The 24,033-nt window shown below is 62.5% G+C and carries 20 protein-coding genes; 11 read left to right on the top strand and 9 right to left on the bottom strand.

Going from position 1 to position 24,033, the window contains the following annotated elements; genetic code table 11:
* Window positions 1-101 precede the first annotated feature (101 nt).
* Together ACM6IM_RS05665 and ACM6IM_RS05670 are read right to left on the bottom strand one after the other, a co-directional pair.
* A complete protein-coding gene (locus ACM6IM_RS05665) occupies window positions 102-1,214 on the bottom strand; it encodes an alkene reductase (protein WP_414864457.1) in 1,113 nt (370 codons plus the stop codon).
* A gap of 154 nt (window positions 1,215-1,368) precedes the next feature.
* On the bottom strand, window positions 1,369-1,737 hold the full coding sequence (locus tag ACM6IM_RS05670) for a hypothetical protein (protein ID WP_414864458.1): 369 nt from the start codon (window positions 1,735-1,737) through the stop codon (window positions 1,369-1,371).
* A gap of 313 nt (window positions 1,738-2,050) precedes the next feature.
* Here ACM6IM_RS05670 and ACM6IM_RS05675 point away from each other — a divergent pair, with 313 nt between their 5' ends.
* The gene (locus ACM6IM_RS05675) at window positions 2,051-4,180 is read left to right on the top strand and encodes a TonB-dependent siderophore receptor (protein WP_414864459.1); all 2,130 of its coding nucleotides are present in this window, start codon (window positions 2,051-2,053) and stop codon (window positions 4,178-4,180) included.
* 163 nt (window positions 4,181-4,343) lie between these two features.
* Here ACM6IM_RS05675 and ACM6IM_RS05680 read toward each other — a convergent pair whose 3' ends face one another.
* Window positions 4,344-5,231, bottom strand: coding sequence for a dihydrodipicolinate synthase family protein (locus ACM6IM_RS05680; RefSeq protein WP_192307960.1), 888 nt, complete (start codon window positions 5,229-5,231; stop codon window positions 4,344-4,346).
* Window positions 5,232-5,423: 192 nt separating this feature from the next.
* Between ACM6IM_RS05680 and ACM6IM_RS05685 the strand changes: the two genes are divergently transcribed.
* Both ACM6IM_RS05685 and ACM6IM_RS05690 read left to right on the top strand, forming a co-directional pair.
* Window positions 5,424-6,743, top strand: coding sequence for an NAD(P)/FAD-dependent oxidoreductase (locus ACM6IM_RS05685; protein WP_192307961.1), 1,320 nt, complete (start codon window positions 5,424-5,426; stop codon window positions 6,741-6,743).
* Between the two features lie 9 nt (window positions 6,744-6,752).
* Entirely contained in the window at window positions 6,753-7,526 is a 774-nt protein-coding gene (locus tag ACM6IM_RS05690; RefSeq protein ID WP_414864460.1) for an NAD(P)-binding domain-containing protein, read from the top strand.
* On the opposite strand, the gene ACM6IM_RS05695 is transcribed toward ACM6IM_RS05690, so the two are convergent.
* Window positions 7,523-8,548, bottom strand: coding sequence for a GlxA family transcriptional regulator (locus ACM6IM_RS05695; protein WP_414864461.1), 1,026 nt, complete (start codon window positions 8,546-8,548; stop codon window positions 7,523-7,525). The genes ACM6IM_RS05690 and ACM6IM_RS05695 overlap by 4 nt on opposite strands.
* A gap of 218 nt (window positions 8,549-8,766) precedes the next feature.
* Here ACM6IM_RS05695 and ACM6IM_RS05700 point away from each other — a divergent pair, with 218 nt between their 5' ends.
* From ACM6IM_RS05700 to ACM6IM_RS05725, 6 genes are all read left to right on the top strand, one after another.
* Window positions 8,767-10,215 (top strand): aldehyde dehydrogenase family protein, encoded by a 1,449-nt coding sequence (locus ACM6IM_RS05700; protein WP_414864462.1) that lies wholly within the window; start codon window positions 8,767-8,769, stop codon window positions 10,213-10,215.
* 121 nt (window positions 10,216-10,336) lie between these two features.
* The gene (locus tag ACM6IM_RS05705; protein WP_192307964.1) at window positions 10,337-11,980 is read left to right on the top strand and encodes an acetolactate synthase large subunit; all 1,644 of its coding nucleotides are present in this window, start codon (window positions 10,337-10,339) and stop codon (window positions 11,978-11,980) included.
* Between the two features lie 82 nt (window positions 11,981-12,062).
* Window positions 12,063-13,019: a LysR substrate-binding domain-containing protein gene (locus tag ACM6IM_RS05710; RefSeq protein WP_414864463.1), complete on the top strand. Its 957-nt coding sequence runs from the start codon at window positions 12,063-12,065 to the stop codon at window positions 13,017-13,019.
* Between the two features lie 122 nt (window positions 13,020-13,141).
* The gene (locus ACM6IM_RS05715) at window positions 13,142-14,398 is read left to right on the top strand and encodes an aromatic ring-hydroxylating oxygenase subunit alpha (RefSeq protein ID WP_414864464.1); all 1,257 of its coding nucleotides are present in this window, start codon (window positions 13,142-13,144) and stop codon (window positions 14,396-14,398) included.
* A 4-nt stretch (window positions 14,399-14,402) separates the two neighbouring features.
* Window positions 14,403-15,530: an FAD-binding oxidoreductase gene (locus ACM6IM_RS05720; RefSeq protein ID WP_414864465.1), complete on the top strand. Its 1,128-nt coding sequence runs from the start codon at window positions 14,403-14,405 to the stop codon at window positions 15,528-15,530.
* Window positions 15,531-15,729: 199 nt separating this feature from the next.
* Window positions 15,730-17,349 (top strand): BCCT family transporter, encoded by a 1,620-nt coding sequence (locus tag ACM6IM_RS05725; RefSeq protein ID WP_414864466.1) that lies wholly within the window; start codon window positions 15,730-15,732, stop codon window positions 17,347-17,349.
* A gap of 48 nt (window positions 17,350-17,397) precedes the next feature.
* On the opposite strand, the gene ACM6IM_RS05730 is transcribed toward ACM6IM_RS05725, so the two are convergent.
* From ACM6IM_RS05730 to ACM6IM_RS05750, 5 genes are all read right to left on the bottom strand, one after another.
* Window positions 17,398-18,279 carry a DMT family transporter gene (locus ACM6IM_RS05730; RefSeq protein ID WP_414864467.1) on the bottom strand — a complete coding sequence of 294 codons (882 nt, stop codon included), beginning with the start codon at window positions 18,277-18,279 and terminating at the stop codon, window positions 17,398-17,400.
* A gap of 177 nt (window positions 18,280-18,456) precedes the next feature.
* On the bottom strand, window positions 18,457-19,788 hold the full coding sequence (gene dddP / locus ACM6IM_RS05735; RefSeq protein ID WP_414864468.1) for a dimethylsulfonioproprionate lyase DddP: 1,332 nt from the start codon (window positions 19,786-19,788) through the stop codon (window positions 18,457-18,459).
* A 77-nt stretch (window positions 19,789-19,865) separates the two neighbouring features.
* Complete coding sequence (gene proX / locus ACM6IM_RS05740) at window positions 19,866-20,903, bottom strand: glycine betaine/L-proline ABC transporter substrate-binding protein ProX (RefSeq protein ID WP_201192411.1); 1,038 nt, start codon at window positions 20,901-20,903, stop codon at window positions 19,866-19,868.
* A 55-nt stretch (window positions 20,904-20,958) separates the two neighbouring features.
* Window positions 20,959-21,912 carry a glycine betaine/L-proline ABC transporter permease ProW gene (proW, locus tag ACM6IM_RS05745; RefSeq protein WP_414864469.1) on the bottom strand — a complete coding sequence of 318 codons (954 nt, stop codon included), beginning with the start codon at window positions 21,910-21,912 and terminating at the stop codon, window positions 20,959-20,961.
* A 28-nt stretch (window positions 21,913-21,940) separates the two neighbouring features.
* Window positions 21,941-22,858: a quaternary amine ABC transporter ATP-binding protein gene (locus ACM6IM_RS05750; protein ID WP_192307972.1), complete on the bottom strand. Its 918-nt coding sequence runs from the start codon at window positions 22,856-22,858 to the stop codon at window positions 21,941-21,943.
* Between the two features lie 222 nt (window positions 22,859-23,080).
* On the opposite strand from ACM6IM_RS05750, the gene ACM6IM_RS05755 reads away from it, so the two are divergent.
* Together ACM6IM_RS05755 and ACM6IM_RS05760 are read left to right on the top strand one after the other, a co-directional pair.
* On the top strand, window positions 23,081-23,431 hold the full coding sequence (locus ACM6IM_RS05755; protein ID WP_414864470.1) for a cupin domain-containing protein: 351 nt from the start codon (window positions 23,081-23,083) through the stop codon (window positions 23,429-23,431).
* Between the two features lie 11 nt (window positions 23,432-23,442).
* The gene (locus ACM6IM_RS05760) at window positions 23,443-23,781 is read left to right on the top strand and encodes a RidA family protein (RefSeq protein ID WP_414864471.1); all 339 of its coding nucleotides are present in this window, start codon (window positions 23,443-23,445) and stop codon (window positions 23,779-23,781) included.
* The last annotated feature ends 252 nt before the right edge of the window (window positions 23,782-24,033 follow it).

Here is a 24,033-nt window from a genome sequence, read left to right on the forward strand (position 1 = left end):
CCCGGATAATGACGGCCTCTGTCGCAGTAGTCCTCTTTCCCGAGATGAGGAAAAGTCAAGGCGAAGTCTCGACCATGGTCGGGACTACGAACATCCTTGCGTCAAGCCAACAGCGGATAGTCGATGTACCCCTTGGCATCACCGCCAAAAAAGCTGTCGCTGTCGGCCACGTTGAGTGCGTGGCGTCCACGCAGGCGCGCCGGCAAATCGGGGTTGGCAATGAACGGGCGACCAAAAGCGATGAGGTCGGCGCGGCCCTGGGCGATGGCCTGTTCGGCGGTTTCTCCGGTGTAGCCACCGGCCAGCATCAGGACACCCCGGAAATCCGCACGCAGCTGCTGGATGATGGCATCCCAGCGTGGGTCGTTGGTCTCGTCGAGTACGGTGCCGACCATCATCGGTTCGACCAGGTGCAGGTACGCGAGATTCCAGTCATTGAGCCGGGAGGCAATGTAGCCAAAGGTCTGTTCCGGGGTGTCGTCGCCCATCCCCATGAAGCGCCCCATGGGTGTCAGGCGCACAGCAACGCGTTCGGCACCCACTTCTGCGGTCACCGCTTCCACGACTTCGAGCAATAGCCGCGCACGGTTTTCGATACTGCCACCGTAGCGATCACTGCGCTGATTGCTCGCGCTGTTGATGAACTGGTCGAGCAGATAGCCATTGCCGGCGTGAATTTCCACACCGTCCATACCGGCCAGAAGCGCATTGCGAGCGGCCTTGCGGAAGTCGGCGACGATCGCTTCGATCCCCGGAATGTCCAGTTCTTGAGGAACAGGCACATCCCCCCAGACGCCCTCTCCTTTCTCGTTCAGGATGAAGGTCTTGCCAGGCACTGCCTGCGCCGTTGGCGCCACGGGTAACCCGCCGTTGGGTTGGAACACCGGGTGCGACACCCTTCCCACATGCCACAGTTGCAGGAAAATGCGTCCGCCCTCTGCGTGCACGGCCTCGCTGACCGCTTTCCAGCCCTGTATCTGCTCGTCGCTGTGGATGCCGGGGGTCCAGGCGTAACCCTGGCCCTGCTGGGAAATCTGCGTCGCTTCGGTAATGATCAATGCAGCGCTGGCACGCTGACGGTAGTACTCGACGTTCATCGAGGTCGGAACGTTGCCCGGCTGACCTGCCCGTGAGCGAGTCAGGGGGGCCATGGCGACGCGATGACCGAGGCTGAATGGGCCGAGTTTGATGGGGCTGAACAAGTGATGGGTCATGATGATTTCCGTGGTTGAGTGTCTGCTCACCAAGGTAGGCATTCATTCCCTGCCAGAGAATCCATCGGCTGCGCAACGGTGCTTTTCGCCAAACGCAACGCTCAGGCGCTTTCGAGCCCCCGGTGCATGCGAGCCAAAGCCCCCCGGCCCTCAGTCACAACCCACACCCTTCGACCACGGGCTCGACCACCAGTGTCGAAGGTGCTTTGCCTGTCTGTTTGTCGATGACCTGCAGCGCACAGCCGGACTCAGGTGCTGAGTGGGTCATCTGGTACGTGGCGCCAGCTTCGGGGATGAAACTGCTGCGGCTCAAACAACTCCTGTGAATCAGCGCTTGATCGGTGCTCTGACGCTCGATCACACCCGAGCTGAGTGCCGTCAGGTAAACCCGTCGATCAGGCTGGATCAGAAATCGATTCTTCGCCGGGTCGGACACTGACAGGCTGCCCAGGACGCCGGTCTCGGCTGTGTCCTGGCAGCGCGCGTCATAGTAGGCCCAGTAACCCTGGCTGCCTCCGGACATCAAATTATTCGTGCCCCATTGGCCTTCGAGGGTGGCGTGAGGTGCGCTCGATGCCGGTTGCTGGTAGTGACCCACGCAGCCGGTCAACAGGGCTATGCAACAGATCAGAATGGATGTCTTCAACGGGATACCAACGGCTGGAAATGAACAATGGGTGTTCTCCGTTATCGGCCAGCCCTGATCAAACACGAGGAAAAATCACGACGCCCCAATCCGGCATACCATCAGCTCAAAAATACATTGCTAATAGGAACTATTCGCAGATAGTATCGGCGCGCTTTTTCTCCCCTGCCCCGCAAGGATCACCCTACCGATGCGCCGCACGCTTGTTTCCCTGTGTCTGCTTCATGCTGTCCCAACATTAGCCTGGGCAGAACAAACCGCCCACGATCCCGCCAGGATCGAGCTCGAAACCCTGAGCATCAACGCCGACGCCCTCGATTATGAGCGCGCCGACGGTCCGGTCGAGGGCTACAAGGCTACTCGTTCGGCCAGCGCTACGCGCACCGATACCGCCCTGCATGAAACCCCGCAATCGGTCAGCGTGGTGCCTCGGGACGTGATCGAAGACACCGGTGCCACGCGCCTGCAGGATGCGCTCGACTACGCCGGTGGCGTGGGGCGTGCCAATAACTTTGGTGGCCAGGGTTTGACCACCTTCACCGTTCGCGGCTTCACCACGGGTGAGTTCTATCGCAACGGTTTCCCGATCAACCGTGGCTACCCGAATGCCCCGGACGCCAATACCATCGAGCGCCTGGAAGTGCTGCGCGGCCCGGCCACCAGCCTGTATGGTCGTGGCGATCCCGGTGGCACCTTCAATGTCGTCAGCAAACAACCGCTGCCTGAGTCCAAGGTGACCCTGGGCAGCCAGTTCGATGACCAGGGCATGCACCGCGCCACCCTCGATGCGACCGGTCCGCTCAATCAGGACGGCAGCCTGGCTTATCGCCTGAACCTTCTGGGCGAAGGCGGCGAGAGTTTCCGTGACGATGTCGAAAGCGAACGCTATGACGTCGCCCCGGTGATCAGTTGGCAGGTCAACGACACCACGAAGATCGTTTTCGAGGGGGACTACATGCGCAACAACCACCCCCTCGACCGTGGCCTGACCCGCTACACCACCCAGACCGGCAGCGCCTCGCGCGATACCTACATCTGGGAAAAAGGCAGCGACAACCTGTTGCATAACGACAACAACATGACCCAGGTGCGTTTCGAGCACCTGCTCAACGACGACTGGACCCTGGGCGGCGGTTTCCAGTTCCTGGACGGCTCGCTCAAGGGCAACGCGGTCGAAGCCAACAGCGCGCCCGCCGACGGTCGCACGCTGCAGCGCAACTTCAACTACCGCAAGCTGGAGTGGACCGATCGGGACTTCCAGCTCAACCTCACCGGCCACTTCGACACCGCCGGTTTCGCCCATACCCTGCTGACCGGGATCGAGTACGAAAACTACGACTACAACTCGATCATCCGGCGCTCGTCGGCGGCCGCCGGCACCTATCCGATCGACCTCTACAACCCGGTGCTTGGCCAGCCCCGCCCTGCCCTCACCCGTACCACCACCTGGGACAAGGAAAACCTCAAGACCTGGGCATTTTTCATCCAGGACCAGGTGGCGCTGACCGAGCGTCTGAAAGCGTTGGCGGGTGTGCGCCTGGAGCGTTTCGAGCATGACTACGACGACAAGCTCGCCGACTCGCGTGACTTCACCAAGGGCCAGAATGCCGCCACCCCGCGCTTCGGCCTGCTGTACGACCTCACGGACACTGTCGCCGTGTACGCCAATACCGCGCGCTCGTTCAAGCCCAACAGCGGCACGCCGTTTGCCGGTGGCGGCTTCGACCCGGAAAAAGGCAAGTCCTACGAGCTGGGCGTGAAGTGGGAAGCCCTTGAGCGTCAGCTGAGCGTCGATGCGGCGGTGTACCACATCGTCAAGGAAAACGTGCTGACCCTCGATCCGGTGAACACCAACTACAGCCTGGCCGCCGGAAAGATGCGCAGCCGTGGCCTGGACATCAACGTCGCGGGCAATATCACACCCGAATGGCGCGTGATCGGTGGTTATGCCTATGTCGATGCCGAAGTGATCGAGGACAACCGCCTGCCCAACGGCACGCGCCTGGCCAATATCCCCCGCAACAGTTTCAGCCTGCTCAACACCTATGAGTTCCAGGATGGCCTGGCCAAAGGTCTGGGGCTGGGTGCCGGGCTCAAGTACGTGGACGACCGCAACGGACAGACTGAAACCCAGACCTACACCATGGACCGCTACAGCGTCGTCGACCTGCTCAGCTTCTATAAGGTCAACGAGCACGTGCGTCTGAACCTGGACGTGAAGAATGTCTTCAACAAGGGTTATGACGAAGGTGCGTTCAATACCTACGCCTATCCCGGCGAACCACGGACCGTGCAGATGGGGATTGCCTATACGTTTTGACGCGTGGCGGTTCGTCTGACGGCCGCGTCATCGTTGACGACCATCGCGGGCAAGCCCGCTCCTAGAGGTATCGAGGTGTTCCACGAATGATGTGAACGCCCCAAATACCGTTGGAGCGAGCTTGCAGCCACCGCTGACCTTCGGACGGCCCCTGTCATCAGCGTTACAGGGCTTCGGCGTCAACGAGCGAGCCGAGGGCCGTTCGCAGTGCCCGGGTTTTCTCCTCAGACAAACGCGCCAGCGGACGACGGGGCTGCCCGGCGTCGTAACCGGTCAATTGGGCGCCGGCGTAAACCGACTGCACGTAATCGCCCTGCCAGATCAATGACATCACCGGTTCCAGCTGCTTCCAGATTTCCCGCGTTTGGTCCCAGCGCTTCTCACGGGCGGCGCGGACTAGCGCCACGCAGGTTTTTGGTGCCAGGTTGGCACCGCCCCAGATCAGGCCCGCGCAACCGGCAAACAACGCATACGGCACCAGTGGATCAGCCCCATTGATCACCGGTAACCCGGTACGAATCAACGACGCCTGCGCGCAGAGGTCACCGCTGCTGTCCTTGACCGCCACGACATGCTCGATCTCGCACAGCTGTTGCAGCAACGCCGGCGTGATTTCCACCCCCACGGCCTGCGGCACGTTGTAGCCGATCACCGGCAGGCCTGCACCCGCTACGGCGGTATAGAAATCGAGGATGCCCTGATCATCGGTCGGCCCCTCGAAAAACGGCGGCAAGACCATCACCCCATCGGCGCCTGCATCCGCAGCGCGTTGGGTGCGCTCGATCACGTCGTCGACCAGCAGCGCCGAAGTCTGTGCAATGATCCGCGCCCGACCGCGAATGATGTTCGCGCCGTAGGCAATCAGTTCACTTGATTCCTCCTTCGACAGGTACACATGCATGCCCGTCCCCGAGCTCAGCACGAAGCCGTCGACACCGGCCTCCAGATAGCGCTCGATCAATTGACCAAAACGCACGAGATCAATTTTGCCCTGGTGGTCGAACGGCGTAGTGATGGCAAGGTTCAGGCCGGCAAACGGGAAATCGGACATCGCTTCAAACCTCATGCGGGGTCGGTTCAGCAGAGCAACCGAGTGGGTAGGCAAGCGCAGCCTAGACGCGAAAATTGCCGCTGTCCCGCGCTATCTTGCGCTGGCGTCCAAACCTTCCATGAGTTGTCCCGATCGTTATATTGCCGGCCCTGCGCCGATGCGATAGTGCTGAAAAAACAGGGAACCGGCCGCATGTACAGAAACACATCCACCCCAGCAGACGACAACGGTTGTGCCTGGTTCCACTTGAGCCCGGCGCGCACACCGCGCCCTGCTCACAGCGGCCGCACTCAGGCGCGCTGGGCAGTGCTCGGTGCCGGGTTTACCGGCCTGGCCGCCGCGCGTCAGCTGGCATTGAAATTCCCCGACGATGAAGTCGTGCTGATCGAGGGCCAGGAAGTCGGCTTCGGCGCTTCAGGGCGCAACTCGGGCTTTGCCATCGACCTGCCCCACGACATCGGTGCGCCGGACTACATCGGCGATCTGGCGACGGCGCGCATGAACCTGAAGATGAACCACTTCGCCCAGGCGCAGATCCGCGCCCTGGTGGCCGAGCATGGCATCGACTGCCAGATTCGCCCGGACGGCAAATACCAGGCGGCGGTCGAAGACAAGGGCCTGGCCGTGCTGGCCGCCTACCGAAGCGGCCTGGACAAGCTCGATCAACCCTATGAAATGATCGACGCCCGTGACCTGCCCGGGCATCTGGGCACCTCGTTCTATCGTCAGGCACTTTACACCCCGGGCACCTTGCTGCTGCAACCGGCCGCCCTGGCCCGCGGCCTGGCCGACAGCCTGCCGGCCAACGTCAGCCTCTACGAGCACACCGTCATCACCCGCCTGGAACAGGGTGACAAGATCACCCTGCACCACGCCAACGGCGAAATCGTTGCCGACGAACTGCTGCTGTGCAACAACGCCTTCGCCTCGCATTTCGGCTTCCTGCCGGGGCGCCTGCTGCCGATCTTCACCTACGCCAGCATGACCCGGCCATTGACCGAGGCGGAACAGGCGCGCCTGGGTGGCAAGTCAACCTGGGGCATCATCCCCGCCGACCCGTTCGGCACCACCTTGCGTCGCACGCCGGATCAGCGCCTGCTGGTGCGCAACAGTTTCAGCTTCAACGCCAGCGGCCAGGCGCAGCAAAAGTACCTGGATCGCGCGGCACGCCAGCATCGCACCTCGTTCGAACGACGGTTTCCGATGCTCCCGGACATGCCGTTCGACTACACCTGGGGAGGCGCAATGTGCCTGTCGCGCAACCACCTATCCTACTTTGGCAGCCTGGCACCCCGGGTCCACGCCGCGTTGTGCTGCAACGGCCTGGGCATCACCCGGGGCACTGCCACCGGTACTTTGCTGGCCAACTGGCTCACGGGCGAGCGTCACGAACTGAGCGACTTCCTCCTCTCCTCGCCCGGCCCCAACCGCAACCCGCCGGAGCCGCTGCTGAGCGTCGGTGTGAACCTGAATCTGAACTGGGGCCAGCGTCGTGCTGGGCTCGAAGCCTGAGGTAGCGACATGCAAAGTCTGGGCATTCTGGGCGTTGGCGAACTGACCGAGGGCATCGTCCGTGGTTTGCGCCGTAGTGGCTTCGATGGGCCGATCTTGCTGTCACCGCGCAACGCCGCCAAAGCCCGGGCGCTGGCGGCCGAGCTGGCCTGCGAAGTGATGCCGGACAATCAGGCGGTGGTCGACAACGCCGACATGCTGCTGCTGGGGGTGCGCCCCGACAAAGTGCCGGAGCTGGCGCGCGAAATCCGTTTGAAAGACGACCAGCGCCTGCTGTCACTGGTCGCCGGCCTGCATTTGCGTACGTTGCAGGAAACCTTCCCCGGCGCCCGTTGCGTGCGGGTCATGCTGTCCTGCGCCGCGCAATTCAACCAGACCACCGTGGTCGTCTATCCGCCTGACCCAACCACCCAGTCGCTGCTTGGCCCGCTCGGTTCACTGGTGGTGATGGACGACGAAGCGGCGTTCGAACTGGCGACCGTGGCCGCGTGCATGAACGGCTGGTTCTATTTCCTGCTGCACGATCTGCAGCACTGGCTGGTGGACAAGGGCCTGCCCGCCGAGCAGGCGCGGACCCTGGTGCTGGGCAATCTGCAGGATTGTGTCGCCAGTGCCCGCGCCCGGCCCGATCAAACCCTCAAAGCCCTGGGCGAAGCCATTGCCACACCGGGCACCTTCACGGCCACCGGCCTCGACGTGCTTCACCACCAACCGGGCAGCGCAACCTGGGCGGCCGCCTGTGAAGTGGTGTTCGACGCCCTGCTCAACCGCGCCCCGCGTTAAAGCTCGGGGTCCAGCCCCACCCGTTCCGCCAGACGTTCGCCATTGAAGCGTTCCACTTCATGGCGGCGCTTGCGGAAGCTGTACGGGGTCTCGCCGAACTGCTTGCGGAACCACAGGATGAAGTGCGACGCGTCGGAAAAGCCGCTGGCCAGGGCGATGGTGGTGATGTTCTGGCTGGTGTTCACCAACAGCCGCCGGGCATGGTCCAGGCGCAGTTTGCGCCAGTAGTTGGCGGGTGGTTCCTGGGTATTGGCGACAAACTCGCGGTGCAGTTGGCGCGGGTGCGTGCCGACCGCTTCAGCCACCGCCTTGAGTGACAGCGACACGTCCAGGTTGTCGCGCATGAAAGCAATGGCGCGCTCCACCCGATCATTCTGGTAGACCTTGCCCGCCTGTTCCTTGTCATCCGCCCGCTCTTCCACCAGCAGGTATTCCAGCCCTTTCTGCGCCCTAACTTCGCCACAGTGGCGGCGGATCAGGCTGGCGGCGAGGTCGATGGCCGTACCGCCCGGGCAGGTGATGATGCCGCGATCATCGACGTAGCTCTTGTCGATCACCGCCGTCGCGTTGGGGAACAGTTCCTCGAATTCCTCGCGGATGGTGAAATGCACGGCGCACCGGCGTCCGTCGAGCAGCCCGGCCTTGCCCAGCACGAAGGACGCCGAACACAGGGCGATGATCGGGATGTTCGCCGCGTGCACATCGCGCAGCGCGTCGAGCAGCCATTCGGGGGGATTGCGCGTTTCGCCCAGCAGGCCGCCGGCAATCACGATGTAGTCGTACTGGGCCCACAGGTTCAATGGCCGCGTGGGGGAAATCGGCATGCCGCAACTGGCGCTGATGGGTTGGTCATTGCAGGTCATCCAGTCCCATTGGCAGTACACCTGCTGGCTGCGGAACGACTTGTCGGCGGCAAAACGCAGGGAGTCGACCAGCCCTGCGACCGGCACCAGGGTGAACTGGTTCATCAGCACGAAACCGACTCGAAGGTCCGGTTTTACCTCTGCGGGCAGTGCGTTCAAGGTCGCTCTCCAGGGCCGCCGGGAAATCCGGCACGGGGTCATTCTAAGCCTCGCCGGGCGTCCGGCCTATCATATAAAGACCGCTATATCGTATTTCCCGGACAAACCCGGCGTTTCCCGGCCCCGGCGTCCTATCAATTGTCATCCCCGTAATAGCAGGCGCGTTGCGGCGCTGAGCATCATGGCCGGCAAACCCCACCCTAAAGGATTCGCAGCGCATGACCCCCGTCACCAAGAGCAGCTACGTCGATGGCGCCTTCCTTCCTGCAGACGGCACTGACCTGCTGGACAACCGCAACCCCTCCAACCCGCAGGACGTGATCGAGCGCTTCGTGCGTGCCGATCAGGCGCTGACCGAACAGGCGATCGCCGCTGCGCGCCGTGCTCAGCCGGGCTGGGCGCGGAGCAATCCGCAGCAACGTGCCGATGCACTGGACTTCATTGGCAGCGAGATCCTGGCCCGTCGCGAAACGCTGGCCGTCCTGCTCGCTCGCGAAGAAGGCAAAGTCGTGCGCGAAGCCTTGGGTGAGGTCGAGCGTGCCGGGCGTTCGTTCAAGTTCTACGCCCAGGAAGCCTTGCGCGCCGAAGGCGAGAAATACGCGTCGGTGCGCCAGGACGTCGGCATCGACGTGTTCACCCAGCCACTGGGGGTGATAGGCATCATCGCACCGTGGAACTTCCCGATGGCCATTCCGGCCTGGAAGATCGCCCCGGCGTTGTGTTTCGGCAACTGTGTGGTCTTCAAACCGGCCGAACTGGTGCCGTCTTCGGCGTGGGCACTGGCGGAGATCATCTCCCGCGCTGGCTTGCCGGCGGGCGTGTTCAACCTGCTGATCGGTCCCGGCCGCAGCGTCGGCGATACGCTGATTCGCTCGCCACAGGTCGATGGCATCAGCTTCACCGGCTCCGAGCAGACCGGTCGGCAGATTGCCCGCCTCGCCGCCGAGGGCATGAAAAAGGTGCAGCTGGAAATGGGCGGCAAGAATCCCCTGATCGTGCTCGATGATGCCAATCTGGAACAGGCGGTCGAGGTGGCGCTCAATGGTTCGTTCTACAGCACCGGCCAGCGTTGCACCGCCAGTTCCAGGGTGATCGTCACCGAGGGCATCCATGACGCGTTCGTGGCGCGCCTGGCCGAACGGACCCGTGCACTGAAGGTTGGCGATGCGCTCCAGGCCTCGACCGATATCGGGCCGGTGGTTGATGCCCGACAGTTGGAGCAGAACCTGTCCTACGTCGCCAGTGGTGTCGAGCAAGGCGCGACCCTGGTCTGCGGCGGCGAACGGATCGACAACCCGGCGGGGGCGTACTTGTTCACCCCGGCCTTGTTCAGCAACGTACAGCCCGACATGCGCATCTACCGCGAAGAGATCTTCGGCCCGGTGTTGAGCGTGCTCAAGGTGCGTGATTACGAGCAGGCCTTTGCCGCCGCCGAAGACACCGCGTTTGGCTTGTCGGCCGGCATCGTCACCACCTCGCTGCGCCATGCCGAACACTTCAAGCGCAACAGTTCGGCGGGCATGGTCATGGTCAACCTGCCGACGGCCGGGGTCGACTATCACGTGCCGTTTGGCGGCAACGGCGCTTCCAGCCTGGGTTCGCGGGAGCAAGGGACCCATGCGCGGCAGTTCTTCACCCGGGTGAAGACCACTTACCAGTTGGCCTGAGGCGGGTCGCAACGCCGTTGCGCTCATTCCGGGTGTCGTTTTTTGATGCCCGCGAACGCTCGCGTCGCGATAAGCTGCCGGGCAGCGATCCTCCCCCGAATAACCCGATGAAGGTGACGAAATGGCCAAGGCCGCCGATGTCGTTGTGCAATGCCTGGAAAACGAAGGTGTCGAGTATGTATTCGGCATTCCCGGTGAGGAAAACCTCGACCTGCTGGAGTCGCTGCGCAAGTCGAAGATCAGGCTGGTGCTGACCCGTCACGAGCAGTCCGCGGGATTCATGGCGGCCACCTACGGCCGCCTGACCGGCAAGACCGGCGTCAGCCTCTCCACCCTCGGCCCCGGTGCCACCAACCTGGTGACAGCCAGCGCCTATGCCTACCTGGGCGGAATGCCCATGATGATGATCACCGGGCAGAAGCCGATCAAGAAGTCCAAGCAGGGTCGATTCCAGATCATCGACGTGTGCGGCATGATGGCCCCCATCACCAAGTACACGCACCAGTTCGCTTCCGCCGATAACATCCCGGCGCGCATGCGCGAAGCCTTCCGTCTCGCCGAAGAGGAAAAACCCGGTGCCGTGCACCTGGAGTTGCCGGAAGACATCGCCGCCGAGCAGACCGACAGCACGCCGATCCCGCCGAGCCTGCACCGTCGTCCGCTGGCCGAGCACAAGGCGGTGCAGGCCGCCGTCGACAAGCTGCGCACCGCACGCAGCCCGATCCTGGTGATCGGCGCCGGCGCCAACCGCAAGATGACCGCCAAGGTGCTCAAGCAACTGATCGACAAGACCGGCATCCCGTTCATCACCACTCAGATGGGCAAGGGTGTGGTCGATGAGCGTCATCCGTGTTTCCTCGGCAACGCCGCGCTGTCGGCCGGTGATTTCGTGCACCGGGCCATCGAGGCCGCCGACCTGATCGTCAACATCGGCCACGACGTCATCGAGAAACCGCCCTTCTTCATGGTGCGCGGTGGCACGGAGGTCATCCACATCAACTTCCGTTCCGCCGAGGTGGATGCGGTGTATTTCCCGCAGATCGAGGTGATCGGCGACATCGCCAACGCGGTGTGGCAGATCGGCGAAGCCCTGAGCGACACCTCGCACTGGGATTTCACGCGTCTGCTGGCGATCCGCGAAGCCAACGAAACGCAGATCGCCGAAGGGGCCGACGACGACCGATTCCCGGTCTACCCGCAACGCCTGGTCGCCGACGTCCGCCGTGCCCTGCCGTCCGAAGGCATCGTGGCCCTGGACAACGGCATCTACAAGATCTGGTTCGCCCGCAACTACAAGGCGCACAAACCCAATACCGTGCTGCTGGACAACGCCCTGGCGACCATGGGCGCAGGCCTGCCGTCGGCGATGGCGGCGCACCTGGTCTACCCGGACCGTCCGGTGGTCGCGGTGTGTGGCGATGGCGGTTTCATGATGAACAGCCAGGAGCTGGAAACGGCGGTGAGGCTGGGCATGCACCTGACGGTGGTGATCCTTCGCGATGACGGCTACGGCATGATCCGCTGGAAGCAGGCCAACATGGGCTTCACCGATTTCGGCCTGGACTACGGCAACCCGGATTTCGTCAAGTATGCCCAGGCCTACGGTGCCAACGGCCATCGCGTGGACAGCGCCGACAGCTTCCTGTCGCTGCTCGAACACTGCATCAAGACACCCGGCGTGCATGTCATCGACTGCCCGGTGGACTACAGCGAGAATGATCGCATCCTCAATACCGAGTTGCGTGAGCGGAGTTTGGCGGTGTAATCCCACCCCACATTCCCTGTAGGAGCGAGCTTGCTCCTACAGGGGTGGTGTCGTTTTCAGTTCGTACCCTTCGAGAACAACAATGAAAACCCCGGAAGCCGGCACCCGCCACAAGGGTTACCGACGCATCATCCCCTCGATGACTGCCCTGCTGCAGTTCGAATCCGTGGCGCGCCTGAAAAGCTTCACCCAGGCCGCGAGCGAATTGGGCGTCACCCAGGCGGCGGTCAGCAAGCAGGTCAAGATGCTCGAGGAGAACGTCGGCGCCCAGCTGTTTCATCGCCTGCACCGCAGCATCGACCTGACCCACGAAGGCCAGGCGCTGTTCGCGATCATTTCCGAATCCTTGCAGAAAATCGCCACGGTGTTCGACCAGATCAACCAGGCGGGCGGCCACCGGGAATTGACCCTGGGGGTCACCGCCTCGTTCTCCCAGTTCCAGATCATGCCCCGGCTGGCGGCGCTGCGCGAAACCCTGCCCGACATCCAGTTGCGTCTGGCAACGCAGATGTTCACCGGTGACCTGCGCACCCAGGAATCCGACCTGTCCATCCGCTATGGCAATGGCCATTGGGAGGATGGCGAGGCGATCCTGCTGTTCGAAGAAGAGATCTTCCCGGTGTGCTCCCCCGCCTGGCTCGCGCGCAATCCTGCGCCCACGACCCTGGAGCAACTGGCGGCGGCCGGCTTGCTGGACTCCGACTCGACCTCCGAAGGCTGGATGAACTGGCAGGGCTGGTTCAAGCAATTGGGGTTGAGCACACAGAAGTTTCACTTCACCTTGCGCGGGAACCTGCACGCCGACGTCGTCCATGCAGCGCTGCACGGCCACGGTATCGGGCTGGGCTGGGGTCGGGTGGTGGAGCATCTGCTGGCCAGCGGTGAACTGGTCAGACTCGAACCGTTTACCGTGCGCCCCACCGATGCCTATTACGCAATCATCCCCTACGGGCGTGCTGCAACGCCGGAGTCCTGGGCAATCATTCGCTGGTTGCAGGACCGTGCGCCACTGTCGGCCTTGTCGAAAGTGAACTTATAACTTGATGTAATGCGAAGTGTAAAAATAGGCGCATTGACGGTATTTTGACCCACTCAGATAATCCTTACAGCACGTGTATTAGTTAATACACAGATTACAATAATAGTGCCTGAGGAATAATAATGAGCATTGCGTCTATCAAGTCTCACCGCGAAGTTATAACTTCCCGGCAACCTGGTTTTGGCATGCCAGGCGAAGTATTCAGTCGCCAGGACATTTTCGAAACCGATGTCGATGTATTTTTCACCCGGCATTGGATATTGGTGGCCGTGACGGCGGATGTCGCCGAGCCTGGCGATGTGTTCACCACCGATATCGGCAAGTCGTCGATCATGGTGCTGCGCGATGACGACGAACAGATTCGTGCCTATCGCAATGTCTGCCGTCACCGCGGCGCCCGCCTCAAGGAGCCCGGAAAATCAACGGTTGGCATGCTGGTTTGCCCCTATCACCAATGGACCTACGACCTGGATGGCAGCCTCAAGCACGCGGCCAACATGGGCAAGGGGTTCGACCCCAAGTGCCGCAGCCTGATTCCGGTTCATTGCAAGGTCATCGGCGCCCATGTATTCGTTTGCCTGAGTGACGAGGCGCCCCAGGACATTGCCATCCAGGAAGAAGTCATGGGCGCGCGCTTCGCACCGTATGACCTGGCCAATACCCGCATCGCCTATGAACTTGACTATATCGAGAACGGTAATTGGAAGTTGGTGATGGAAAATAACCGCGAGTGTTATCACTGCGCGGGAACTCACCCGGAACTGATGGTTTCCTACCATGCCGAAGACCTGGGCGTAAGTTTCGAAGAAATGAGCGAAGAGTCGCGCGCCTCCTTTGACGCCTATCAGATTCGCAAGGCCGGCATCGAAGCCGATTGGGCCCGTGAAGGTCATTTGTATGAGACGTTCGAGTACCTGGACGGCGATGCCGCCACCCAGTTTCGCACCCAGCGCATGATCATTGCCGGCAGTGGCGAATCCCAGACCCTGGACAGCAAGGTCGCCTGCACCCGGCTGCTGGGCAACCTGACGCGCAAGGACCTGGGCGACACCCACCTGTGGGGCAACAATTCATGGGCCCACGTCATGAGCGACCATGCGATGATCAGCTGGATCATCCCGTTGTCGCCGGACCGGACCCTGGTGCGCACCAAGTGGCTGGTGCACGCGGATGCCGTGGAAGGCGTCGACTACGACTTGCAGCGCCTGACCGAAGTCTGGGTCGCCACCACCCGGCAGGATGCAGACCTGGTGGCCATCACCCATAGCGGTACCCAGGATCCGGCTTACATTCCCGGTCCGTACTCCGAATTCACCGAGCCCTACGTTGACCAGTTCCTGCGCTGGTACAGCGATCGCCTCGCCGTTCATGGGGTTTAAGGTGATGACCGTCTTTGAAAATATCGCCAGCCTGCGGGCCGACCAGCGTTTCGCCGACACCGACCACTGGGCCGCCCACGGCGCCCAATGGGCCAGTGGCGACACCAAACGCATCGAATGCCTGAGCGTCGTGGCCGAAACCCACGACGTCAAGACCTTCACATTTCACAGCCCGGACTACCCTGCCCTGGCCTATGAACCGGGCCAGTTCCTCACCATTTCGCCAGTGATCGGCCAGCAGAGCGTGTCACGCTGCTACACCCTGTCGTCGACCCCGACCCGGCCGTTCACCTTCTCGATCACCGTCAAGCGGGTGCCGGGCGGTGCGGTCTCCAACTGGTTGCACGATAACCTCAAGGCCGGCGATGCCATGAGCGCCTCGGGGCCGGCCGGCGTCTTCACCCCCGTGGCAGGTCCTTCGCGCAAGCTGTTGTACCTGTCCGCCGGTTCTGGAATCACGCCCTTGATGGCGATGACTCGCGCGGCGGCCGACCTGCATGCCGACCTCGACATCGTGTTCGTGCACAGCGCCCGTACACCCAAGGACATCATTTTCCGCGAGGAGCTGGCCCGCCTCGAACGCCAGATGCCGCGCCTGCGCACCCTGTTCTTTTGCGAAGGACTGGGGGACGAGCCGGACTGGAGCGGGCCGATCGGACGCCTGTCGATTGCCGAACTGCAACAGCGCATCCCCGATTTCCTCGAGCGCTCCGTGTTTACCTGCGGCCCGAAAGGCTACATGGATGCGGCCCGGGGCCTGCTGGAAACCGCCGGTTTCGACCTGGCGCGCTACCACCAGGAAAGTTTCGACATCAATGCCGAAGTGGTGGTGGAGCCCGCGCCGAGCGTCGAACCCGGCCAGGCTCAGGACACCTTCACCGTACGCCTGGCCCGCTCGGGCAAGGTGTTCACCATGAACGCCGATCAGACGGTACTGTCGGCGGCGAAAAAAGCCGGCGCCGTGGTCCCCTCCTCCTGCAGCCAAGGCGTGTGCGGCACCTGCAAGACCGCCTTGCTCGAAGGCAGCGTGGACATGAAACACAACGGCGGCATTCGTCAGCGCGAAATCGACAAGGGCCTGCGACTGCTGTGCTGCAGCCGGCCCACTTCGGATCTGGTGATTGACCTCTGAGTGAAATCTGAGAACACCTCGCCCCCCTGTGGGAGCGGGCTTGCTCGCGAAAGCGGTGTGTCAGTCAGAACAGTGCTGGCCGACACATTGCTTTCGCGAGCAAGCCCGCTCCCACAGGGGCCGTATGTGTTCTCGACATCTGGCTAACCAGCCAACTCCCCCCCGCCATACGGCCTTGTAAAAATAATAAGGAAAGCCGATGCGTGCAAAAACTGGCCTGTTCAAGGGCCTGAATCCCGTGGTGACCGTCGGGTCGCTGCTGATCGTGATCGCCTTCGTGATCCTGTGCGCCTCCCAGGGCGACCAGGCTGCGGGCGTGTTCAAGCGTGCTTCGGACGCTATTCTCGATAACCTCAAATGGTTCTACATCGCCTTGGTCAGCGGCGTGCTCTGCGTGCTGTTGTTCGTCGCCTTCAGCCGTCACGGCACCCTCAAATTGGGCCGCCCCGATGAAAAACCCGAGTTCAGCTTCGCCGCGTGGATTTCCATGTTGTTCAGTGCCGGCATGGGCGTTGGGCTGATCTTCTGGTCGGTGGCCGAACCCGTTTTGCATTACGCCAGCAACCCCTTCAGCCCCGGCCTGACCGATCAGGCGGCGTCGATGGCGATGCGCATTACCCTGTTCCACTGGGGCCTGCACCCCTGGGCGATCTTCACCATCATCGGCCTGGGCCTGGCCTATTTCGCCTACCGCGAAGGCCTGCCGCTGGCGCTGCGTTCGGTGCTCTACCCGCTGATCGGCCAGCGCATCTATGGCCCGATCGGCCACACCGTCGACATCATCGGCGCGGCGGTGACCGCGTTTGGCGTGTCGCAGTCGCTGGGCATGGGCGTAGAGCAGATCAACACCGGCCTCAACCAGGTGTTCGGCGTGCCGGTGAGCCTGTCGTTCAAACTGGGATTGATCGCGGTGGTGACGGTGATCGCTTCGATTTCCCTGGTGGCCGGGGTCTCCCGGGGCATGAAACGCCTGTCCACCCTCAACATGTTCATCTCCCTGGGGCTGATGCTGGTGGTATTGGCCCTCGGTCCGACCCACTACATCATGAACCTGTTGTTCGAATCGACCGGCGACTACCTGCAGAACATCATCGGCCTGAGCCTGTGGACCGACACCCAGAACGACACCAGTTGGCAGAAAAGCTGGACCGCGTTCTACCTGCCCTGGTGGATGACCTGGGGGCCGTTCGTGGGGCTGTTCATTGCCCGAATTTCCCGTGGGCGCACCGTCCGCGAACTGGTGGTCGGCGCCCTGCTGGTGCCGACGCTGGTGACCATTCTGTGGATGGCCGTGTTCGGCGGCACGGCGCTCAAGGACGAGCAGAAAACCCGTCAGGCCTACAACAGCCTGCCCGTGGCGCAACAGGTTGAAGCCGGCCCGTTCACCGGCGGCCCGATCCTCGAGGCCACCCGCACGGAGACCACCACCGCGATGTTCACCTTGCTCGAACGCCTGGACGGCAAAACCCTGGGCGCCATCCTCAGCGTCATCGTCTGCCTTTTGCTGGCGGTGCATTTCGTCACCGCCGCCGATGCCGGGACCCAGGTGCTGTGCATGCTCAACTCGCTCGGCAGCCTCAACCCGCCGAACTGGCTGAGGGTGTTGTGGTGCGTGCTGGAAGGCGCAATTGCCGCCAGCCTGATCATCGCGGGGGGACTGGTGGCGATACAGATGGCCAGTATCGTGATCGGCCTTCCGATCGCCGTGTACATGCTGGTGACCAGCTACGGGCTGATCCGCGCCCTGAACTCGAACGCCGCCCTGATCCCCGCCCCCGAACCACTGGCCGCACAACCGCGCATCGTCGAACCGACCTGACGGCCATCGGAGAAACCCTATGGAGGGGGTTTCTCCGGCCTTTGCACTCTAGCGCCGGAACGCGTAGATCCCGCCCAGCACCACCAACAGCGCGCCCACCACCAGGGACGTCTGCAAGGTCTCGCCAAACCACGTCACGCCGAACACCGACGCAAACAACAGCAGTGAGTAGTTGAATGGTTGCAGGGTCACGGCCGCCGCATATTTCAACGATTGCAGCAGCAACAATTGGGCGATCACCCCGCTGATCGACAGCACCAGCAGCAACCCCCACTCGGTCGATGACGGTGTCACCCATTGCGGCGCAGCCATCAGGGTCGACGCCAACGCGCCCCAGAACGCCATGTACAGCATGTTGGTGCCAAAGCTGTCGACTGCGCTGATCTTGCGCGTCAGTACACTGAAAAACGCAAACATCACGGCGCCCGCCAGGGGGATAAGCGACGTCAGGCTGAACACGCCCATGCCCGGCTGAAGAATGATCAGCGTGCCGGCGAAACCGATCACACCCGCCACGCATTGCCGTGGCGTGATGCGTTCACCGAGCATCAGCGCCGCCAACCCCATGGTCAGCAACGGAAAGATCGCGTAGATGGCGTGGGTCTCGGCCAGGCCGAGAAAGCGCAGCGCCAGGCCGAACACCATGATGTCGAACACGGCGATCAGCGAACGGCTCAGTTGCAGCCAGGGATGGGCGCTTTTCAGCGCCGGACGCACCCCGCCCTTCAGGTGCACGAAACACAGGGCAAACAGCAGGAAAAACCAGTAGCGCACCATGATCAGCTGCGACACCGGCAGGTCCTTGACCAGGATTTTGGTGATCCCGTCCTGGGCGGCAAACACGAACATCGACATCAGGCACAACACAATGCCCAACCGCGTACTCTTCAGGCGCCCCGCTTCACTCATCGACTCAGCCACTGTGCTCATGCTCGATCACTCATCCTGCGGATTTTTGTGCCGACGCCATCGCGGGCAAGCCCGCTCCCACAGGGTTTGTCGTGAACACAAAATTTGTATTCAACAGCGTACCTGTGAGAGCGGGCTTGCCCGGGATTGACTGCGACGCGGTCACAACCCTCTGCGACCTTGGCAACAAACCAACACTCAGTCCAGCAGGAAGCTCTGCTCGAACGGATAACGGGTCAGCACCTCGCAGCCGTCCTCCGTCACCAGCAACTGATTCTCCAGCTTGATCCCGTCACGCCCGCCGACTTCGCCGATGTACGCCTCGACGCACAGCGCCATGCCCGGTTCCAGCACACCCTCGTAGCCATACGATTCGACATCTTCCGGGTAGCGGATGCACGGGTATTCGTCGCACAAGCCGACACCATGGAACATCACGCCGTATCGCTGCGCGCGGCAGGATTCGGGCAGACGGTGGGCCAGGCGAGTCAACTCGGTGAAGCCCACGCCCGGACGAACCAGTTCGGTGTTGTAGCTGATGTGCTCATGGGCGATGCGGTACAGGCGTTTCTGCTCGGCGCTGGGTTCCAGATCGCCGCAGATCCAGCTGCGCGACATGTCTACGCAGTTGCCGTAGACACCGATCAGGTCGGTGTCGAAGGACAGCAGGTCACCGTCGCTGAGCACCCGTGGTCCGGACTCCTGATACCAGGGATTGGTGCGTGGGCCGGAGCTGAGGATGCGCGTTTCGATCCATTCGCCACCCCGGCGGATATTGCCGGCGTGCAGCGCGGACCACACGTCGTTTTCGGTGGCACCGGCGCGCATGGCCTGGCGCATTTCGCCAATTGAGGCTTCGCAGGAGGCCACGGCGCAGCGCATGGCCTTGATCTCGTCCGGGCCCTTGATCACCCGGGCGTGTTCGGTGACTTCCTGGCCGCTGCTGACCTGTACCCCCTGGGCTTCGAGTGCCCGTAACCCGGCAACTTCGATGCGGTCCACCGCCAGCCGCCGATTGCCGCCGCCGTGGGTGCGCAGCAGGTCGTCAACCTGGGCGGCAAAGCGCTTGGCGTGCTGCTCGGTGCGGTCGCCGGTTTCGAAGTAGAAAAACGACGCGCCACTGCGCAGTTCGCTGATCAAAGGCAGGTGTGCCGAGAGGTGATCGCAGCCATGGAAGTCCCACAGCACCACATGCCCGCTGGCGGCGACGAAGCAGGCCCGGGCCGGGTTGTGGGTGGTCCACAGCTGCATGTTGGTGGTGTCGGTAGCGTAGCGAATGTTCAGCGGGTCGAACAGCAGAATGCCCGCCAGGTCACGGGCAACCAGTTGTTGCGTGAGTCGTTGCAGGCGGTATTCGCGCATCGTTGCCAACTGCGGCGCTTGCAGGCCCAGTTGCGCCCATTCGGCAAACGCCAGCGGCGTCGGGCCGATTTCGGTGCGGTCGTTGTCATCCAGTGATCCATCGGCGCGACGTCGGGCGGGGTCGATACGGCGGGCGTCGGCAGGAATCGAGAATGGCGAGGTCATCATGGTCAGGCGGTCCTCACGGTATTGTTCTTGTAACCCTGATCGCGGCGTGGCGCCGCGATCAGGGGCAGGCCCTCATATCAGTTGCTGGCTTGAGTGGCCTGGGCGCCCGCCTCACGAGCAGCCTTCACCCAGCCGTCGAACTGCGCCTGGTGCGCGGCGATCCACTCGCGGGTATGACGCTGGATATCGGCCATGGATTTCTCGCCCTGCTGCATTTTCAGGTTCTGCGCGCTCTCGTCCGCTGCCGGGATCTGCATCACCGACAGGAACTTGACCGCCGCCGGGTTCTTCTCGGCGAACTTGCGATTCACCAGTGCCTGAACCTTGTCCAGCGCGAAGCCCAGGTTCTTGCCCTCATAGGTGGTATCGAGGCTGTTGTCGCCGCCTGGCAGATCGGTCTTGGGCACCTGCAGCCAGACCACGTCGCGCCCTTCCACCAGCACCCCGGCGACCCATTGCGGAATCCAGGTGTAATAGAACACGGGCTTGCCTTCCTTGGCACGGGTGATGGTGTCGGCCATCAACGCGAAGTACGACCCCTGGTTCACATGGATGGATTTTTCCAGGTCGTAGGCTTTCATCTGGTGCGCAATCACCAGTTCGCAGCCCCAGCCCGGGTTGCAGCCGGTCATGTCGGCCTTGCCGTCGCCATCGGTGTCGAACAGCTTGGCGATTTCCGGTTTCTTCAGGTCGGTGATGTACTTGATGTTGTACTGGTCGGCGGTTTTCTTGTCGATCAGATAGCCCTGCAACACGCCGGGCAGGATATTGCCGACCTTGATCATGTTCTCGTCGCCGCCGGCCTTCTGGTAGAACGCGGCGTGCAGCTTGTCCCAGGCGTTGACGGTGAAATCCGCATCGCCGAAACCCACCGCCACGACCATGGTGGCGTATTCGGTCTCCTTGGGTTTCTGCACCTTGTAGCCCAGCTCGCGCAGACCGGCCAACGCCACTTCGCCACGGAATCGCTCTTCATCGACGGTCGGGAACGCCGGGGTGATCTTCACCCCCTCCCCCGGTTTATCCACGGAAGCGCTGGCGCCCAGGCAGGCCACGCTGAACGCCACGGCTGAGGCGCATTGCAGAAAACGGCGGGTGAATGTGGACTCGTACATCTTCGCTTACCTTTTGTGATTGTTGTGTGGATTGCGGCAGATAGAACGGTGAATCTCAGGCAGTCTCGCGCCGTCCGGCAGGCTGCGCGGCGCCGAACAGGCGCATCAGCACGCCCACGGGACCGGTCTGATACCAGCGCCGGCTCGGGTCGGCATTGGTGCGGGCGCCCATGGCCTGGGTCAGGCGGTCGAGGAAAATCGCCAGCAGCACCAGACCGACTCCGCCCACGGTGGCCAGGCCCATGTCCAGGCGGCCAATGCCGCGCAGGACCATCTGGCCCAGGCCACCCACGGAAATCATCGAGGCGATCACCACCATCGACAGCGACAGCATCAGGGTCTGGTTGAGACCGGCCATGATGGTCGAGGTGGCCAGCGGCAATTGCACGCGGGTCAGCATCTGCCGAGGGGTGCAGCCAAAGGCACGGGCGGCCTCGATCTTGTCTTCGGGCACCTGGCGGATCCCCAGGTTGGTCAGGCGCACCAGCGGCGGCAGGGCGAACACGATGGTCACCAACACGCCGGGAACGTTGCCGATGCCAAACAGCATCACCACCGGGACCAGGTAGACGAATGCCGGCAAGGTCTGCATGGCGTCGAGCACCGGCCGGATCACCCGTTCGAGGCGGTCGCTGCGGGCGCAGACGATGCCCAGCGGAATGCCGATCACCGCGCAGAAGAACACCGAGGTCAGCACCAAGGCCAGGGTGGTCATGGATTCGGACCAGACCCCGATCAAACCGAGCAAGGTCAGGGTCACGAAGCACAGCAGCGCCATGCGTTTGCCGGCCAGCTGCCAGCCGAGCAGCGAGGACAGCAGGATGCCGATGCTCGGCGGAATGCTCTGCAAGGTGAACTCGATGCCATTGAGCACCTGATCGATCGGCCAGCGGATCGCGCGGAACACCTCGCGAAAATTCTGCACCATGTAGTTGAGTACCACTTCCACCCAGTCGCCCAAGGGGATGGTGATGGACTGGAAGGGATCAAGAAAGCTGAAATCGGACATCGTGGCTTACCTCTTTTGATCGGGGCGCTCAGTGGTGGGCGTGGGCGTGTTCCAGCTCTTTGCGGCAGACCCGACAGACGGTCGCCGGGTCCAGCGCCGCGATATCGCCGGCCTTCAACATCCGGGACACGTCGAACCCCTTGAAGAAGGCCCGCACGTAGTCGTTGGCCGGTTGCTCGATCAGTTCCAGTGGCGTGCCGATCTGCACCACCCGCCCGCCTTCCATGATCGCGATGCGATGGCCGATGCGAACGGCTTCCTCGATGTCGTGGGAAATGAAGATGATGGTGCGCTGCTGTTCGGCCTGCAGACGGATCAACTCGCCTTGCATCTCGCTGCGGATCAGCGGGTCGAGGGCGGAAAACGCTTCGTCCATCAGCAGGATGGTCGGGTCGTTGGCCAATGCACGAGCCAGGCCGACGCGCTGCTGCATACCGCCGGACAGTTGATGGGGGTAGCTGTATTCCTGGCCCGCGAGGCCCACTTGAGCCAGGGCTTCCTTCGCCCGACAGTGCCGCTCGCTTTCCTTGACGCCGGAGATTTCCAGGCCGAAGGCGGTGTTTTCCAGCACGCTCATGTGCGGCATCAGGGCGAAGGACTGGAACACCATGCCCATTTCCTTGCGCCGCACGTCCAGCAACGCCTTGTCGCTCAGACCGGTGATTTCCTTGCCGTTGAGGTGGATGCTGCCCGAGGTCGGCTCGATCAGGCGATTGAACAGTCGCACCATGGTCGACTTGCCCGAGCCGGACAGGCCCATGATCACGAAGATCTCACCGCGCTTGACGGAAAAACTGGCGTCGAACACGCCGACCACATGACCGGTCTTCTTGAAGATTTCATTCTTGTCGGCACCGTTGTCCAACATCTTCATGGCCTGGTCCGGGTGGGGACCGAACACCTTGAAGATGTTCTTCACCGAGAGAATTTCATCGGTCTGGCTCATACGACCCTCTTTTTATATTTATTGATCGAACAGGCTGAACTCTATCCCGCTGGCCTGCCCCTGAATTGTATGAGCCGGTCAATTTGTATTATCGCGGCACCGAAAACGGCAGGCCGCTGCGTGGCGTTCGATGACTGGTCCGTTCTGTTATATGCGCCTCGACCGGGGCGGTGCAAAAGTACCGACCGCTTGCCGAAAGGCCCCTAAACAAAGGAAACATTCATGAGCCAAGTCCTGACCGTCGTTCGCAACGCCGCCGCCTCCCCCCTGGGAGAGCACTCGCCGGCACGCCTGCCGATCGGCGCCCCCATTGCCGTCGCCGCCACAGGCCAGGCCCAGACCGATGATGCTGTCGGCGCCAGCATCGGCGTCTGGGAAAGCAGCCCGGGGCTGTTCCGCCGTCACCTGAAGAACCGCGAGTTCAGCCATATCGTCAGCGGCTGGTGCACCTTCACCCCGGACGGTGGCGAACCGGTGGAACTGCGCGCGGGTGACGCGGTGCTGTTTCCCGAGAACTGCGAAGGCGTATGGGACGTCCGCGAAACCCTGCGCAAAACCTACGTGCTGTTCTAAGGAGCCGGAACATGATCGAACGAATCAACCCCGGCCCGCGTGCCAGTCAATTGGTGCTGGTGGACGGCCGCATCGAGACCTCCGGCATCGTCGCGCTGGCGCCGGGCGATATCGCCACGCAGACCCGCTGCGTCCTGGCGCAACTGGAGCAGTGGCTGGCACAGGTCGGCGCCGGCAAGAACCATCTGACCCGCCTGCAGATCTGGTTGGCGGACATGGGCGAATTTTCCGCCATGAACGAGGTGTACGACGCCTGGGTCGGTGACCAGCCTCCCGTGCGCGCCTGCGTCGGAGCCGCGCTGGCAGCCCCCGAATACCGCATAGAGATCCAGGCCTTCGGGCAGCTCTGAACCCCGCCCTGATACGGAACTGTGCATCTGTGGGAGCGAGCCTGCTCGCGATTCGCCCGCACAGCCACCCTCTGCGGCGTCTGACACTCCGCCATCGCGAGCAGGCTCGCTCCCACAGAAGGCAACGCGACGCCATTGGATTTAGCCGATTCGCGCAGCGTTCTTCTATCAATTGTCCCCCGCATCATAGTGCGCCACTGCCCGCCCTCCGCATCATGTGACCACAAGACAACATTGGCTGAAGGCACCCTT

Origin of the sequence: Pseudomonas sp. IT-P12, from assembly GCF_949767465.1 — a bacterium.
GTDB lineage: Bacteria > Pseudomonadota > Gammaproteobacteria > Pseudomonadales > Pseudomonadaceae > Aquipseudomonas.